The 15,495-nt window shown below is 70.6% G+C and carries 17 protein-coding genes; 6 read left to right on the top strand and 11 right to left on the bottom strand.

Features of this window, described 5'->3' with window-relative positions:
* Position 1: 1 nt before the first annotated feature.
* On the bottom strand, positions 2–1,159 hold the full coding sequence (locus tag MZC64_RS27960) for an epoxide hydrolase family protein (protein ID WP_247761777.1): 1,158 nt from the start codon (positions 1,157–1,159) through the stop codon (positions 2–4).
* A complete protein-coding gene (locus MZC64_RS27955; RefSeq protein ID WP_247761778.1) occupies positions 1,156–1,983 on the bottom strand; it encodes an NAD(P)H-binding protein in 828 nt (275 codons plus the stop codon). Before MZC64_RS27955 ends, MZC64_RS27960 begins: the two co-directional genes overlap by 4 nt.
* Positions 1,984–2,423: 440 nt before the next feature.
* On the opposite strand from MZC64_RS27955, the gene MZC64_RS27950 reads away from it, so the two are divergent.
* Positions 2,424–2,651, top strand: coding sequence for a hypothetical protein (locus MZC64_RS27950; protein WP_247761779.1), 228 nt, complete (start codon positions 2,424–2,426; stop codon positions 2,649–2,651).
* A 438-nt stretch (positions 2,652–3,089) separates the two neighbouring features.
* Here MZC64_RS27950 and MZC64_RS27945 read toward each other — a convergent pair whose 3' ends face one another.
* Together MZC64_RS27945 and MZC64_RS27940 are read right to left on the bottom strand one after the other, a co-directional pair.
* Positions 3,090–3,773 (bottom strand): TetR/AcrR family transcriptional regulator, encoded by a 684-nt coding sequence (locus tag MZC64_RS27945; protein WP_247761780.1) that lies wholly within the window; start codon positions 3,771–3,773, stop codon positions 3,090–3,092.
* Positions 3,774–3,786: 13 nt separating this feature from the next.
* Positions 3,787–5,100, bottom strand: coding sequence for a carboxylesterase/lipase family protein (locus tag MZC64_RS27940; RefSeq protein WP_247797755.1), 1,314 nt, complete (start codon positions 5,098–5,100; stop codon positions 3,787–3,789).
* 84 nt (positions 5,101–5,184) lie between these two features.
* On the opposite strand from MZC64_RS27940, the gene MZC64_RS27935 reads away from it, so the two are divergent.
* Positions 5,185–5,970, top strand: coding sequence for an acetoacetate decarboxylase family protein (locus tag MZC64_RS27935; RefSeq protein ID WP_247761782.1), 786 nt, complete (start codon positions 5,185–5,187; stop codon positions 5,968–5,970).
* On the opposite strand, the gene MZC64_RS27930 is transcribed toward MZC64_RS27935, so the two are convergent.
* Together MZC64_RS27930 and MZC64_RS27925 are read right to left on the bottom strand one after the other, a co-directional pair.
* A complete protein-coding gene (locus MZC64_RS27930) occupies positions 5,913–6,623 on the bottom strand; it encodes a gamma-glutamyl-gamma-aminobutyrate hydrolase family protein (protein ID WP_247761783.1) in 711 nt (236 codons plus the stop codon). The two genes, MZC64_RS27935 and MZC64_RS27930, sit on opposite strands and share 58 nt — an antisense overlap.
* Entirely contained in the window at positions 6,620–8,083 is a 1,464-nt protein-coding gene (locus MZC64_RS27925) for an aldehyde dehydrogenase family protein (RefSeq protein ID WP_247761784.1), read from the bottom strand. Before MZC64_RS27925 ends, MZC64_RS27930 begins: the two co-directional genes overlap by 4 nt.
* Positions 8,084–8,160: 77 nt before the next feature.
* Here MZC64_RS27925 and MZC64_RS27920 point away from each other — a divergent pair, with 77 nt between their 5' ends.
* Genes MZC64_RS27920 through MZC64_RS27905 form a run of 4 tightly spaced genes read left to right on the top strand, consistent with a single transcriptional unit; the run spans position 8,161 to position 12,123 of the window.
* Complete coding sequence (locus MZC64_RS27920; RefSeq protein WP_247761785.1) at positions 8,161–9,624, top strand: aldehyde dehydrogenase; 1,464 nt, start codon at positions 8,161–8,163, stop codon at positions 9,622–9,624.
* Complete coding sequence (locus MZC64_RS27915; RefSeq protein WP_247761786.1) at positions 9,617–10,510, top strand: catechol 1,2-dioxygenase; 894 nt, start codon at positions 9,617–9,619, stop codon at positions 10,508–10,510. The genes MZC64_RS27920 and MZC64_RS27915 overlap by 8 nt, the downstream gene beginning before the upstream one ends.
* The gene (locus MZC64_RS27910) at positions 10,507–11,358 is read left to right on the top strand and encodes a fumarylacetoacetate hydrolase family protein (RefSeq protein ID WP_247761787.1); all 852 of its coding nucleotides are present in this window, start codon (positions 10,507–10,509) and stop codon (positions 11,356–11,358) included. Before MZC64_RS27915 ends, MZC64_RS27910 begins: the two co-directional genes overlap by 4 nt.
* 9 nt (positions 11,359–11,367) lie before the next feature.
* Positions 11,368–12,123, top strand: coding sequence for an SDR family NAD(P)-dependent oxidoreductase (locus MZC64_RS27905; RefSeq protein WP_247761788.1), 756 nt, complete (start codon positions 11,368–11,370; stop codon positions 12,121–12,123).
* A gap of 307 nt (positions 12,124–12,430) precedes the next feature.
* On the opposite strand, the gene MZC64_RS27900 is transcribed toward MZC64_RS27905, so the two are convergent.
* The 5 genes from MZC64_RS27900 to MZC64_RS27880 all read right to left on the bottom strand — a co-directional run bounded on the left by MZC64_RS27900 (position 12,431) and on the right by MZC64_RS27880 (position 15,440).
* The gene (locus MZC64_RS27900; protein ID WP_247761789.1) at positions 12,431–12,850 is read right to left on the bottom strand and encodes a nuclear transport factor 2 family protein; all 420 of its coding nucleotides are present in this window, start codon (positions 12,848–12,850) and stop codon (positions 12,431–12,433) included.
* A 30-nt stretch (positions 12,851–12,880) separates the two neighbouring features.
* Positions 12,881–13,507: an FMN-dependent NADH-azoreductase gene (locus MZC64_RS27895; RefSeq protein ID WP_247761790.1), complete on the bottom strand. Its 627-nt coding sequence runs from the start codon at positions 13,505–13,507 to the stop codon at positions 12,881–12,883.
* 93 nt (positions 13,508–13,600) lie between these two features.
* On the bottom strand, positions 13,601–14,215 hold the full coding sequence (locus MZC64_RS27890; RefSeq protein WP_247761791.1) for a TetR/AcrR family transcriptional regulator: 615 nt from the start codon (positions 14,213–14,215) through the stop codon (positions 13,601–13,603).
* A gap of 44 nt (positions 14,216–14,259) precedes the next feature.
* A complete protein-coding gene (locus MZC64_RS27885) occupies positions 14,260–14,592 on the bottom strand; it encodes a rhodanese-like domain-containing protein (RefSeq protein ID WP_247761792.1) in 333 nt (110 codons plus the stop codon).
* Between the two features lie 95 nt (positions 14,593–14,687).
* On the bottom strand, positions 14,688–15,440 hold the full coding sequence (locus MZC64_RS27880; protein ID WP_247761793.1) for an alpha/beta fold hydrolase: 753 nt from the start codon (positions 15,438–15,440) through the stop codon (positions 14,688–14,690).
* Between the last annotated feature and the right edge of the window lie 55 nt (positions 15,441–15,495).

The raw sequence follows: 15,495 nt of genomic DNA, 5'->3' as shown, positions 1-15,495 counted from the left end.
ATTACGGCCGGGGCAGGCCGCGGAAGAAGTCGCGCACATCCGCGGTGAACAGCTCCGGCGCTTCCATGGCGAAGAAGTGACCGCCACGGTCGTACTCGGTCCAGCGGACGATGTTGTGGTCTCGTTCGGCGAACCGGCGGATGGTGACATCCATGGGCCCCACCAGCACCCCGGTCGACACCCCACTGGATGTGGTGCTGTCCCCGGAGTCCTCCTCGGACCAGGCGGCCGCGGTGATGCTCTCGTAGTAGATCTGGGACGCCGATCCCGCGGTGCCGGTCAGCCAGTAGAGGCTGATATCGGTCAGCATCCGGTCCCAGGGGATGGCCTCCTCTGGCAGTCCTTTCTCCGGGAAGGTCAGCTCCTTGAACTTCTCCATGATCCAGGCCAGCTGCCCCACCGGTGAGTCGTGCAGGGCATAGGCCAGGGTCTGCGGACGCTGGGACTGGACCTGGAGGTAGCCGTCGTTGAAGTTCTGCATCCTCGCCCAGCGGTCCGCGTCGGGCTCGCTCAGCTCGTCCAGTTCGCCTTCGGCCCCGATCGGGAAGGACATCAGGGCATTCACGTGCACGCCGACGACTCGGTCCGGGACCAGCCGCCCGATGTCCGGCCCGACCCAGGAACCCGTGTCGCCACCCTGCACCCCGTATCGCGCATAGCCCAGCCGGGCCATCAGCTCGACCATCGCGGCCGCCATCCTCTTGCTGTTCCAGCCGGGTTCGGCCAGCGGCGAGGAGAAGGCGAAGCCGGGCAGGGACGGGATCACCAGGTGGAAGGCGTCAGCCGGGTCGCCGCCGTGGGCGACCGGATCGGTCAGCGGACCGATGACGTCCTGGAACTCCACGAACGAGCCTGGCCAGCCGTGTAAGAGGATCAGCGGAGTCGCCCCGGGCTCGGCGGAGGTGACGTGCAGGAAATGCACGGTCTGCCCGTCGATCTCCGTGGTGAACTGCGGGAACTCGTTGAGCGCTGCCTCCTGCGCGCGCCAGTCGTAGGTGGTACGCCAGTACTCGACCAGCGCACGCAGGTAGTCCGGCGGCACTCCACGGCTCCAGCCGACGCCGGGTAACGCGTCCGGCCAGCGGGTGGCCGCCAGCCGGACGCGCAGGTCGACCAGATCCACCTCGGGGATGGCGATCCGGAACGGGGAGATCGTCACTGACTTCCCTTGTCGGGCCGGAACAGGTCGGCGTTCTCGGTGGCCCACTGGGCGAAGGTCAGCGCGGGCCGCCCGACGACCTCGCCGACGGTGGGCACCGGGTGCTTGCCGATGTCCGGCGGGTTGGCCCCCAGCTCGACCGCGAAGTCGATGTAGTCGGAGTCCATGCCCGCCGCGGCCATCCCGGCCCGCAGCTCCTCCTCGGTCTGCTGCACGACCTTGATCTCGTGCCCGGTCGCCGCGGACAGTAAGGCGATCCGCTCCGCCGCGGTGAGCGCCTCGGGCCCGGTCAGCAGGTAGCTCTGGCCCGCGTGCCCGTCCTGGGTGAGGGCGGCCACCGCCACGGCGGCGATGTCGGCCTCGTGCACGGCCGCGCTCGGCGCGTTGCCGAACACCCGGACCAGGCCCTCGGTGCGGATCTCCTCGGCCCACTCGGTGGCATTGGCCATGAACTCCACCGGCCGCAGCCAGGTCCACCCCAGTTCGCTGGCGGAGAGCGCCTGCTCGACGCTGGTCTCCTCCCAGCCACCGAGCACGCTGACCCGCTGGACACCGGCCCGCGCCGCCAGCGCCACCAGCTCGTGTCCAGTGTCCACCGTCCCGTGCCCGGCCACCGTGATCATGTGCAGACCGGTGACACCCTCCAGCGCGGGCTCCACGCTCGCCGGGTTGCTCAGATCGCCACGGGCCAGCTCGACCTCGGCGGGCAGCCCAGCCTGCTCCGGGTTCCGCGTCAGCGCCCGCACCCGGTGCCCCCCGGCCAGCAGCTGCCGCACCACCTCTCGGCCCACCGTGCCAGTCGCCCCAGCCACCAGGATCGTCATTCTTCGCCACCTCTTCGCATCACCACGCCGTCGGTCGACGCTCACCCCGAAGGCGCCAGGCCAGTTCTAGCGATCGCTAGGCGCGCACTGCTGGAGCGGTAGTCGGGGTCTGGCGGGCATGGGCTGGGTGGCAGTCGCGATCTGGCGTTGATCACCACTGGTGGTGCGTCGGCACGAGCTGACCGGCGAATGGCCGACCCGATGACGTGCGCAACCCACCCCGGAATCGCCTATCTGACCTGCCAAAACTGCCCGGCGGCGGCCTGCCCGCGGTCTTGGACGCCGTCCGGGGCCAAGCCCGGCGGCAAATGCCAGATGCGACCTGGCAGGTGCTAGATGGGACCTGGCGCCTTCGGGTTGAGGCGTGGTGGCCGGTGATCGGACAGAACGGTTTCGAGCAGAACGGAATTGGAGTGAACATGAAGACGTAGCGTGAAGGCATGGACCTCGCAAAGGTGTTCGTTGACGTACCCCGGCCCGGCCCGGTCAACGGCTGGACCTTTTGCTACCACGATGACGAGCTAGAACTGCTCGGTGGCGACCCCGCGCTGGTACCTGACGACCTGGCGCGACAGTTCGCCTACTTCGTCTCGTTGCGGGCCAAGGCCGTCGACAACACCGGTGATTCGATCGAGCAGACGAACGTCCGGGCCTATCGCCTGGGCTGAGCACTGAACGCGGATGTGGCCGGTCGCTCCGGCCACACCCGTTCAGGCCGCGCAGGTCACCTCACGGGCAAGAGCGAGCGGGTTCAGGTTGCTGCTGTAGGAAATCCAGAAATGGTGCGTCCGGCGAGGAGCTTCCCCCTTCTTCTGCCAGACGGTTGTCTTGCTGTAGGCCCACTGAAAAAGGACCGGCAAACTGGGACTCGGGTTTGCACACCGGGGGCGGGATGTCAGGCGGCGGAGCAATGTTGATATTGACGCCTGCCGACGCCTTCGTATAGGTCACCATCCCACTCACTGCCATCAAGGCCGCGACAAACGCGAATCTTGGCAACCATCGACGAAAATGTCCCGCTGTTGATCCCATGGCCACACCGATAAGCCTGACCGCGGATCGACTTCGACAACAGTCGAGTCACTCATGCCTCAGCCGTGAATTTGTCACGACTCCACCACGGCGGACAGCCCGATGAGCTGGTTGGTCAGGCCCTGGACGAGGCTGGTCCGGAACATCTCCGCGGCCGGTGGCACCCGCATCTCGGCCATCACCTGGGCGATCTGCTCGGTCGGGTTGGCATAGGGCCACAGGCCGCCGGTGATGACGAACACCGCTGCCGCGAAGTGCGTGGCCGCGGCCGCGTCGAGCTGGGGCAGGGCGGCGCGGACCTGGGCGGCCAGGCGGAGGGTGTGCTGGGTGGCCTCGCGTTTGAAGGTGCGGGCGAACTCCACGGTGATGTTGCGTTCCAGCACCGCGGCCATGCCGCTGATCAGTTCGCACAGCCGGGGGCGGGCGATCAGGCTGCGCGCGATCTCCCCCGCCACCGCGGCCTCCACGCCGAACCGACCCGTGGCGGCCTGGGCGACTCGCGGCAGCTCCTGGTCCAGCTCGTCCAGCCAGCCGGCCCACTGGCGGTCCAGGATTTCCAGGTAGATGGCCTCGCGGCTGTCGAAGTAGCGCAGCACGTTGGACTTGGCCAGCCCGACCCGGTCGCTCAGTTCGCGCAGGCTGATCTCGGCCAGCGGGCGTTCGGCGAGCATGGTCATGGCGGCGTCCAGGATCGCGGCGCGGCGGGCCTGGACCTGTTCAGGCCGCCGCGCGCGCTGGAAGTCACCGGGCGTGGTCATACCTTCCAGGATATCAGCCCGGCGGTCTGATAGTGGCGGGGGCGGGCAGGGTCACGAGTTCGGCGGGCAGGTCGAAGGCCATGGCCTGGCGGTCGGCCAGGGTGTAGCCGGGCCAGCCGGGATCACCGGTGCGGACGAAGCCGATCCACGCGGTCTGCGCCGCCTCGACCAGTTCCGCCTGCTGGTCCGGGGTGCCCCCGAGCAGTGGCGAACCGGCGAACGCGGCCAGGGTGCCGAAGACGTAAGGCAATTCGGCGCAGTGGTACACGCCGTCGTCATCCGGCCAGCGCCACCAGAAGAACGGGACCGGCCTGCCGACCTCGGCCCGATGTTCGGCCAGGCGGAAGCTGCCGGTGACGAAGTGCGCGGCGAAGGCGTCCGGCGGGATGTGCGGCGGCAGGCCGTCAATTCGCTCCCCCGCGGTGCAGCCGATCATCAGGTCCAGGTGGTCCAGGCCGCCCGCGATGGCCGCCGCACCCGGCGCCGTGGTCAGCACCTGGCCGTCGACGTAGGGGATGAATGTCGGGCTGCCGGGTGCGATCGTGCGCCATTCCCGCGCGGCTTCGAGTTGCGCGGCCAGGACCTGTTCGATGGAGAGCGCGCGCAGTGCGGCCAGGTCGCCGTCCGGGATGCCCGCGGCGGTGCGGAACAGGTCGGCGGTGAGGATGGCGCGATCCTCGTGGCCGCTGTCCACGTCGAACGGGGTGCTCTGCAGGATCACCCGCCGGAACAGGCCCCTCGCCCGGGGCAGGGTGGCCAGGGCGAGGATCGAGTAGGCGCCCGCGGACTGGCCGGCCACGGTGACCTGGTCCGGGTCGCCGCCGAAAGCGCCGATGTTGTCCCGGACCCACTCCAGCGCGGCCAGCTGGTCCTGGAGGCCGAAGTTGCCCTCACCCTCGGGCGTGCGCAGGTAGCCGAGCGCGCCGAGGCGGTAGTTCACGCCGACCACAACAACCCCGCGGTGGGCCAGGTGCTCGCCGGAGTAACAGGCGGCCGAGGCCGAGCCGAGCTGGAACAGGCCGCCGTGCAGCCAGACCAGCACCGGCAAGCCCTCGGCCTGCTCCGGGGCCCAGACGTTGACGGTGAGGCAGTCCTCGCCGAAGCCGGGCACCGCCTTGGGCACCAGCCTGCTCGGCGCCGGGTCCTGCACCGCGGCCAGACCGGGGGCGGTGGCGTCCCTGACTCCGGCCCACGGCAGCACCGGCGCGGGCGCGGCGAAGCGCAGGTCGCCGAGTGGCGGGGCGGCGTACGGGACGCCGAGATGGGCGCGGACGCCGCTGCTCAGGACGCCGCGCAGGGCGCCGCTGGTGATCGACACCGTGGTCATGGCCGCATTCTCGCGCATCCCGGGCACCGCGTCCGCGCATTTACCGCCGTTGTGTCGTTTGGGTCCAAACGATATAACGGGGGTATGCAGGGATTCCTCTACCCGCGGACGCCGAGCGGCCGGGCCGCGCTGGTGCCGCCGCCGCCGTGGCACTACTCCGGCGATCTGCTCACCGTGGAGTACCGCACCGATCCGGCCAAGGTCGCCGCCCTGCTCCCGCCCCCGCTGAACCCGGCGCCGGTGGATCCCGGGGCGGTGGCGGTGATCTGGGCGGACTGGCAGTCCTGTTCGGACGGTCGGGCCGAGCTGCTGGACCCGGTGCGCAGCCAGTACAAGGAATGTTTCGTAGTGGTGCGCTGCGAGTTCGGCGGGCGGATCTACTCGCGGTGCGTTTACATCTGGGTGGACAAGGACTTCGCCATCGCCCGCGGCCTGCACCAGGGCTATCCGAAGAAACTGGGCAGCATCCACCAGACCCGCCCGCACCCGCACGGCCCGGCGCCGCGGATCGAGGCCGGGGCCCGCTTCGGCGCGACCCTGGCCGCGGCGGACCGGCGACTGGCCGAGGCCGTGGTGGAACTGGTGGAACCCGCTGAGCGCAACGGTTTTGTCAACGGCCACTCGATGGCACACCACCGCTGGCTGCCCGGCATCGAACGCGGCACCCCGGACGCGCTGGCCCAACTGGTCGCCTCCGGGGCCGCCTCGGGCGAGGCCGGGCAGCCCTGGCGGGGCACCGCCGAGTTGCGGTTGTTCGAGGCCCCGACCGAGGAACTGGCCGAGTTGACCGTCGAGGAGCCGATCGGCGCCTACTACAACCAGCTCGGCGCGACCTGGGACGGCGGCAGCGTGCTGGCCGACCGAGTCTGACAGGCCGCGGCGAACTCGGCGAAGAGCCGCTGCTGGGCCGGATCGGTGTGCGCGGTGTCCTCCGGATGCCATTGCACGCCAAGGAACCAGCCGCGCGCCGACACCGCGCGCACCGCCTCGATGGTGCGGTCCTTGGCGAAGGCGATCGGCGAGAGCCCACGGCCCAGGGTGGCGATCCGCTGGTGGTGGAAGCAGGACACCGTCATCGGGCCCTCGCAGGTGGTGATGCCGTGCACCAGGTGGCGGTGCGCGCCGGGTCCCATGTCCTGTTCCAGGGTGCCGCCCAGGGCCACGTTGACCACGTGCAGGCCGCGGCAGACCGCGAACAGCGGCCGTCCGCTGGCCAGCGCCCACTCGGCCACGGCCAGGTCGAACAGGTCCTGTTCGGCGTCCACGTCGTACACGGTGTCGCTGGCCACCCGCTGCCCGTAACACCCCGGGTCCAGGTCACCGCCGCCGGGCAGCAGCACCCCGTCGGCGAACCCGAACCGCTGCTCCAGGTCATCCGGCGAATCCGGGTGCACGGCAAGGGGCTCCGCGCCGGCCCGGAGCACCGCGGCGGACAGCGCGCGGGCGGTGACCAGGGCGGCGTAGCGCAGCGCCGAGGCGCTCGCGGCGAAACGAGCGGGGATGATCACGCGCGGTCGGTTCATGGGATCGCGATCCAGGTCGTGGTCAGGTCGGTGAACTTGTCCAGGGCGTGGCGGGATTTGTCGCGGCCGTGCCCGGAAAGTCCTATCCCACCGAACGGCACACTTTCGTCCCCTTCCTCATAACAGTTCACCCATACCGTGCCCGCGCGCAGCCGCCGGGACACCCGGTGCGCCACGCCGAGATCGGCGGTCCAGACCGCGGCGGCCAGGCCGTAGCCGGTGTCGTTGGCCAGTTCGACGGCCTGTTCCTCGGTGTCGAAGGTGAGCACGGACAGCACCGGGCCGAAGACCTCCTCGCGCACGATCCGCTGGTCCGGGCGGAGGCCGGTGAGCACGGTCGGCGGGAAGCGCAGGCCGTCCGGGGTGCCGCCCAGCGCGAGTTCCGCGCCCTCGGCGACGGCCTGGTCGACGTGGGCCCGGACCGCGTCCCGCTGCTTCGCACTGACCAGTGGGCCCATCCGGGTCGCCGGGTCCAGGGGGTCGCCGGGGGTGTAGTCGGCGGCGCGTTCGGCGATGCGGGTCAGGACCTCCTCGGCAATCGGGCGGTGCAGCAGCAGCCGGGAGCCCGCGGTGCACATCTGGCCGGCGTTGAAGAAGATCGCCCAGGCGGCGGTGTCCGCGGCGGCGGCCAGGTCGGGGGCGTCGGCGAAGATCAGGTTGGGCGATTTGCCGCCGAGTTCCAGCCAGACCCGTTTGAGGTTGGAGTCGGCGGCGTAGCGCAGGAACTCCCGGCCGACCGCGGTGGAGCCGGTGAAGGTGAGCACGTCGACGCCGGGGTGGCGGCCCAGGGCGGCGCCGGTGACCGGGCCGGGGCCGTTGAGGATGCTGACCACGCCGTCCGGGAAACCGGCCTCGGCGATCAGGGCGGCCAGGTGCAGGGCGGAGAGCGGGGACTGTTCGGCGGGTTTGAGCAGCACCGTGTTGCCCGCGGCCAGGGCGGGGGCCAGTTTCCAGGCGGCCATGGTCAGCGGGAAGTTCCACGGGGTCACCGCGGCCACCACCCCGGCCGGGCGGCGGGTGACCAGGGCCAGCGCACTCGGATCCGTGTCGGCGACCTCGCCCGGTTCCTTGCCGGCCAGTTCGGCGTACCAGCGGAAAGTCCGGGCCACCGCCGGGATCTCGATACTCAGCGCCTCCCGGATCGGCTTGCCCATTTCCAGGGAGATCAGCAGGGCCAGTGACTCGGCGTCCCGCTCGATGAGTTCCGCCAGGCGGAACAGGTAGGCTGCGCGCACCCTGGGCCCCGATCGGGACCAGCGCTCGAAGGCCGCGCGTGCCGCCAGCACGGCTCTGTCCACTTGGGACGCTCCTGCCGCGCCGACCTCGGCCACCAGCCCGTTCGCCCGCGGCGAGAACACCGGCAGCGACTCCTCAGCCTGGACGAACTCGCCGCCGAGGAACACCCCCGCCGAATGCCGCACCCCGCTGGCCCGTTCGATCCACCGATCCCGTGTCAGCACCGCGTCCTCCCACTCTTGACCGGTCCGGCCGCACTCCGTACCGTTTGGACCCAAACGATATTCCGGGAGGCAGCGAAATGCCACAGCAGACCGGGCTCGCGGTGGACCCGGGACACTGGATCGGCGGCCGCAGACAGCGCTCCGCGGCGAGGTTCACCGACCACTCCCCCATCGACGGCACGCTGATCGGCGAGTTCGACCGGGGCGGGGCCGAGCAGGTCGACGCGGCGGTCCAGGCCGCCCAGCGGGCTTTCCCCGGCTGGGCGAAGACGCCGAGGGCCGAACGGGCCCGGCTGCTGCACGCCATCGCCGACGGCATCGAGGCCCGCCTGGACGAGCTGGCCGCGGCCGAGACCCTGGACAACGGCGCGCTGCTGCGCTCGCACCTGCGCGGGGTGATCCCCCGGGCCGCGCACAACTTCCGTTTCTTCGCCGACTGGCTCACCGACGGCCTGCACCGGGACGATCTGGACACCCGCGGCCACCGCAACCGGATCAGCTGGGACCCGGCCGGGGTGTGCGCGCTGATCACCCCGTGGAACGCGCCGCTGATGCTGGCCACCTGGAAGATCGCGCCCGCGCTGGCCGCCGGGAACACCGTGGTGCACAAGCCAGCCGAGTGGTCCCCGGTCACCGCCTCGCTGCTGGCCGACATCACCGCCGCGGCCGGACTGCCCGCCGGCGTGTTCAACGTGGTGCAGGGCCTGGGCGCGGAGGCCGGTGACGCGCTGACCCGGCATCCGGGCGTGCGGCGGATCAGCTTCACCGGCTCGGTGCCCACCGCGCGCACCATCGCGGCCAACGCGGCCGCCACGCTGACGCCGGTATCGCTGGAGCTGGGCGGGAAATCGCCGCTGCTGGTCTTCGCCGACGCCGACCTGGACCTGGCCGTGGACCTCGCCGTCGGCCAGTACGACAACGCCGGTCAGGTGTGCCTGTCCGCGGTCCGGCTGCTGGTCGCCGAGGAGGTGCACGACGAGTTCCTGCACCGGTTCCTGGCCAAGGCGGGTCAGCTCAAGCAGGGCGATCCGCGGTTGCCGGAGACCGATCTCGGCCCGCAGATCCACCGGCGGCAGTTCGACCGGATCGACGGCTTCGTGCAGCGCGCGCTGGCCGAGGGCGCGACCGCGTTGCACGGCGGCGGCCCCAACACCGACCTCGGCGGCCTCTACTACCAGCCCACGCTGCTCACCGGCGCGGCGCCCGGCAGCGAGATCCTCACCGAGGAGGTGTTCGGTCCCGTCCTGACGCTGCAACGGTTCCGCACCGAGGCGGAGGCGGTGGCGCTGGCCAACAACACCCGGTTCGGGCTGGCCGCGGCCGTGGTCACCGGTGATCCGGAACGCGCCGAACGGGTCACGCACGACCTGGTGGCCGGGACGGTGTGGGTGAACTGCTTCTTCGTGCGCGATCTGCGCGCGCCCTTCGGTGGCAGTCGCGAGTCCGGGATCGGGCGCGAGGGCGGCGACTGGAGCTTCGACTTCTTCTGCGATGTCAAGAACACCGTGTTCGCGCCGACCGGCTGGGGGAACCGTGGGTGAGGTGGTGGGCGCTGGCCTGCTCTCGCACGTGCCGACGATCATGCTGGATGAGAGCATCCGGCGGGAGTTGAACAACGGCAAGGACACCACGCTGGTCGCCGGGTTACACCGGCTGCGCACCGAGGTCTTCGACGTGCTCGACTACGACACCGTGGTGGTGCTGGACTCGCACTGGGCGACCACGGTGGAGTTCGTGGTCACCGCGCAGGACCACCGCGCCGGGCTGTTCACCTCCGAGGAACTGCCCCGCGGCATGTGCCGGATCCCGTACGACTTTCCCGGCGATCCCGAACTGGCGCAGGCGATCGCGGCGCACGGCGAGTACAGGGGCACCTGGATCACCCCGATCGCCGACCACTACCTGCCGATCTACTACGCCACCGTCAACCTGTGGCATTACCTTGGCGCGCCAGGGAAACGCTGGATCTCCATCGGGGTCTGCCAGACCGCCGAGGAGGAGGACAACCTGCGGCTGGGCCGGGCGCTGGCCGACGGCATCGCGGCCACCGACCGCAAGGTGCTGCTACTGGCCTCCGGCGCGCTCTCACACCGGTTCTGGCCACTGCGGCAACTCCGCGATCATGAGGCTTCCGGGATCGAGCACATCTTCACCCCCGAGGCGGCCAAGGCCGATCTGGAGCGCATCGACTGGTTTGGCGCGGGTGATCACGCCCGGGTGCTGGACACCATGGCCGAGTTCCAGAAGTTCAAGCCGGAGGCGGGTTTCGCGCACTACCTGATGCTGGCCGGGGCACTCGGCGAGCACCGGTGGACCGCGCCCGGCAGGCTGTTCTCCGCCTACGAGAACGCCATCGGCACCGGACAGGCGCACATCTGGTTCGACCGGCCCGCCAGTGGCTGGACCGGCGACGGGCAGGAAGGGTGAGCACCGTGGAGTACCGCCGCATTCTGCTCGACGGCGTGGTCACCGAAGTGCACCGGATCGGCGACCGGCTGGTGTCCAGGGACGGCCGCGCGATCAGCGTCACCGAGGCCGCGCACCTGGCCCCGGTGCAGCCCAGCAAAATCGTCGCGGTGCACCTCAACTACCGCAGCCGGGTCGACGAGTTCGGCACCCGATTGCCTGATGCGCCAACATATTTCCACAAGCCGGTGTCCGCGCTCAACGCGCACGGCGGCGATGTGGTGCGCCCGGCTGGCTGCAAGTTCCTCAACTACGAGGGCGAGATCGCGGTGGTGATCGGCCGCACCTGCCGCAACATCGCACCGGCCGACGCCGGGCACTACATCGCCGGGTACACCGTGGCGAATGACTATGGGCTGCACGACTTCCGGGACACCGACGCCGGATCCATGTTGCGGGTCAAGGGATCCGACACCCTGGCCCCGATCGGACCGGGCGTGGTGCCGGACTGGGACTTCCGCGGCAAGCGGATCCGCACCCTGGTCAACGACGAGGTGGTGCAGGACGGGAACACCGACGAGATGCAGTGGGACATGCACTACCTGGTCGCCGACATCGCCCGCACCATCACCCTGGTACCCGGCGATGTGCTGCTCACCGGCACCCCGGCCAACTCCCGCCCGGTCGAACCGGGAGACGTGGTGGAGGTCGAGGTGGAGGGGCTCGGCGTGCTGCGGAACCGGATCGTCACCGGGCCGGAGCCGGTGCGCGCCGACGTGGGCGCGCAGCCGACCGAGTCCGAGGAAGTGCGCTCGACCGCGCTGGGCGGGGACTGGGAATTCCGGGGGATTCGCCCGCCGGCGCGGTAGGTTGGCCTGATGTTGCTGGAACGCAAGCAGGCAGTCATCTACGGTGCCGCGGGCCAGATCGGCAGCGCGGTGGCCGCCGAATTCGCCCGCCAGGGCGCCACCGTGCACCTCACCGGCCGCACCCAGTCCCGGCTGGACGCGCTCGCGGAAACCATCCGCGCCGAGGGCGGCCGGGCGGAGACCGCCGTGCTCGACGCCCTGGACGAGCCCGCGGTGGACGCGCACGCCGCCGAGGTCGCGGACCGCTTCGGCACCCTGGACATTTCCTTCAACCTCATCACCCACGGCGACGTCCAGGGCATCCCCCTGGATCAAATGTCCACAATGGACGTCATGACGGTGGTGGACACCGCGGTACGCACCACCTTCATCACCTCCCGCGCCGCCGCCCGCCACATGATCCGGCAACGCTCCGGCGTGATCCTCACCTTCGGCGGCAAGGGCGACCCGGTGCCCGGCTACCACCTGGGCGGGCTGCAGGTCGCCTTCGACGCGGTGGACTCGCTGCGCCGGGCAATGGCCAACGAGTGGGGCAAGCACGGCATCCGCGCGGTCACCCTGCTGACCTCGGGGATCATCGACTCGGTCCCGGCGGGCGACCCGGCGATGGCGGAGATCCTGCAGGGCATGGTGGACGGGACGATGCTGAAGCGGGCGGCCACCCGGGAGGATGTGGGGCGGGTGGCGGCGTTCGCGGCCTCGGAGCACGCGCGCACGATCACCGGATCGCCGATCAACATCAGCTGCGGCGCGATCGTGGACTGAGCGGGAATCCCGGCCAGCGGCGGAAAAGCAGGCGGCCACCACGGGTGACGGGCGTGTGGGGTGGCCGCCCACAAACGCCACCCTAGTCCCGGCGAACCCGGCCCCAGGCCCGCGGCGGCCGGGGCTGTCCGAACGGTCACGCGCCCCTACCCGAACGGTCCGTCCGGATGGCCGTTCCCGGTCAAGCGCCCCCACCGACCACCCGGACGGGCTAGGCGAACCCGGCCGCGCACCAGAGGTCCGGCCCCGGCCGTCGACCTCCTCCAGGTCGGCGGGCGGGGCCGGGGTTCGGGTGGGTCGCAATGCCCTAGGCGGATAGCGACTCGAAGGGCACGGCCAGTTCGGGATCCGCGCCGTAGGGGTGGTCGATGACGAACTTCCAGGTGCCGTCGGGTTGTTGGCGGACCACCTCGATGCCGTGGTGGGTCAGTTCGACGGGGGCGCCGTCCGCGCCGGTGCCGGTGATCCGCCACTGCGAGCGCAGCACCGCGATGTCCCCGCTACGGGTCACGTGGTGCACGACCAGGTCCATGTGCGGGCGCAGGCCGACGTAGCCGGCCATGACCTCGCGGATCCCGGTGTCGCCGGTGGCCACCTCGCCGCCGAGGTGGGCCAGGCGGCGCACGCTGGCGGCGGGCTCGTACAGCTCGACCGCGGCGGCCAGGTCCTGTTCGTTGAACGCCTTGGCCAGCAGGTGGTCGCAGTCCTGTGGTTCCCATGCGGGCATGGCTGTCTCCCTGAAGTTCGGGTGCGGGGGTCAGAAGCGGGCGGCCAGCGACGCGGCCTGGGCGTGCGCCTGGGCGCGGTCGGGTTCGGCGCTGGTGGTGACCAGGTTGGGGCGGAAGGAAATCTCGGCGATGTCGGTGATGCCTGCCCAGCGCAGCCAGTCGGTGAGGTAGGGCTGCTGGAAGTCGGCGCCGAAGCGGGGGCCACGATCCGGCGCGTACACCGCGCTGGTGTAGATCACCGCGGCCTTCTTGCCGGTGAGCAGCCCTCGATAGCCCTGCTCGGGGTCGAAGCCGAAGACCTTGCCTGGCTGGCTGATCACGTCGATGAACTGCTTGAGGATGTACGGGATGCCCGCGTTCCACATCGGCACGCTGAACAGGTAGCGGTCCGCGGCGTCGAAGCGCTCGAAGGTCCGTTCCGCCGCCCGCCACGCCTGGGCGGCCGCGCCGGTGGGCTGCTGCCCGGCGAAGATCGCCATCTTGGCCTCGGCGGCGGCCGGGCCGAACTCCGGCAGCGTGCCGTCCCACAGGTCGAAGGTCCCTACCGATCGGTCGGGATGGATGTCGAGGTAGGTCTTCAAGAACGTGCCGGCAATGGCCAGTGACTCGGAGGCGGCCCCGCGGGGCGAGGCGGAGATGTGCAACAGGGTGCTCATGCGGTACTCCCCAGACAGTCAAACGGACCGGAGTCCTCTTACCGTTCTCACGGTAGCGGACTCCGGTCCGCTTAGCTCGGGTTGTGCCCGCCGTCACACCGTTCCGTCGAGCACCGCCCGTACCAACCGCTCGCCGCCGGCGAGCACCCGCTTCAGATCGAACTCGGCCTTGGTCGCCTGGCGCAGGTCGGCGGCCAGCGGCGCGAGCAGGGCGTGCGCGAGGTAGTCGGCGTCCAACGTAGGCCGGGCGTCGGTCAGCAGGATGACGACGTGCCGGTGCCAGAACCGGTAGGCGCCAACCCGGTAGCGCGCGCCCGGACTGGCCGTCTCGGACAGGTGCACCAGGTCCAGGTTGATCTCCAGGAACTCGGCGTAGGCGCGATGGAAGGCGAGCAGTCGATCACCCGCCGCCGCACCCGGCCCCAGCGGTGGCGGGCCGCTGATGATCGCGCCCTGGAGGTCGCGTTCCCTGGCGTCCAGCAGCGCCGCAGCCATCCCGGCCTTGTCGCCGAAGCGGCGGAACAGGGTGCCCTTGCCGACCTTGGCGGCCGCGGCGATCTGGTCCATGGACACCCCGTCCACGCCGTGCCGCTCGAACAACTCGGCCGCGGCCGCCAGGATCTTCAGCCGGTTCCGGGCGGCGTCGGCGCGCTCCTTGGGCGGACTCTGGCCGATCTGCAGCAGTTCGGTTTCCGGTTGCTCTCCCATAGCAAGGGGACCTTAGTCCGAATCCCCGCCAGGGCGCGGACGCCTCAGCCGCGTGCGCTCGTCACGGGCAGGCCGGCCCGCACCCAGTCCTGGATGCCCTCGCGGTACTTGCGCACGTTGGTGTAGCCCAGGGCGGTCAGCCGGTCGGCGACCTGGCCGCTGTTCGGACAGGTCGGACCGGTGCAGTAGGTGACGATCGCCGCGTCCCGGTCCGGCAGCAGCCCGGCCGCCTTCGCCTCGACGTCGGCCAGTACCAGTTCGAGCGCGCCCGGCAGGTGCTGCTGGGCGTAGTACTCGCCGCCCAGGGTGTCCAGCACGAGCACGGCCTGCTGCTCGATCGCGAGCTTCAGCTCGTCCCGGGTGATCACTGCGGTCATGGTGCACTCCCTCAGATATTCGGACCGTGGTCCGCTTGAACCTGAAGGTAATGGACCGCAGTCCGGTTCTGCAAGCTCGGGAGTTGCCTGCGCGCTCAGCCCAGGAAGCGGGTCAGCATCGGCAGCACCAGGTCCACCCGGCGCACCACCTCCATGTGCGTGGTCCGCGGCAGCACCGCCAGCTGCGCGTTGGGCAGGTGCCGGTGGAACTCGACCGCGTGCTCCAGCCGCATGAAGTCGTTGTCCCCCACGATAAGCAGCGACTCCGCGGTGATCCGGCCGAGCTGCTCCGGCGTCCAGCCCGCCCAGCCGTGCACGGTGACCTGGAGCTTCTCCAGGAACTTGTCGAAGTGGTCCGGGTCCGGGGCGACCGCTCGGTAGGCGGTGACCATCGCGGCGAAGTCCGCCTCGGTGGGCAGCAGGTCGGAGGTCTGCGCCGGGTCGGTGATCTCCGGCTTGTAGCCATCCGGGTGGAAGTGGGTGGCGGCCAGCGCCAGCTTGCCCACCCGCGCCGGGTAGTCCAGGCCGATCTGGGCGGCGACCAGGCCGCCGAGGCTGTAACCGAACAGGTCTACCTGCTCGACGCCCAGGTGGTCCAGCACGCCGATCACGTCGGCAGCGAAACCGGCGATACTGCCCGGGGCCTCCCGGTCGGCGGTGTGGCCGTGGCCCTGCAGCTCGATCGCGATCACCTGGTGCCGCTGCGCGAGAGCGCCCACCAGCGACCCGAAGGACAGGTCGATGGTGAGCGCCCCGCCGTGCAGCAGGACCAGCGGGCTACCCGCGCCGTGGATCTCGTAGTACACGGCCAGGTCGGACAGCGGGGCGTAGCCAGTGGTGCCGGTCATGGTCCATCTCCTTGTTCGACGCCTTCACCAGCATGGACGGGTTTCGGGCGACGAA

Source organism: Crossiella sp. S99.2 (assembly GCF_023094165.1).
In the GTDB taxonomy this organism is placed as follows: Bacteria; Actinomycetota; Actinomycetes; order Mycobacteriales; family Pseudonocardiaceae; genus Crossiella.
The sequence above is the reverse complement of the archived record's forward strand: the minus strand, read 5'-3'. Positions and strand labels throughout refer to the sequence as shown.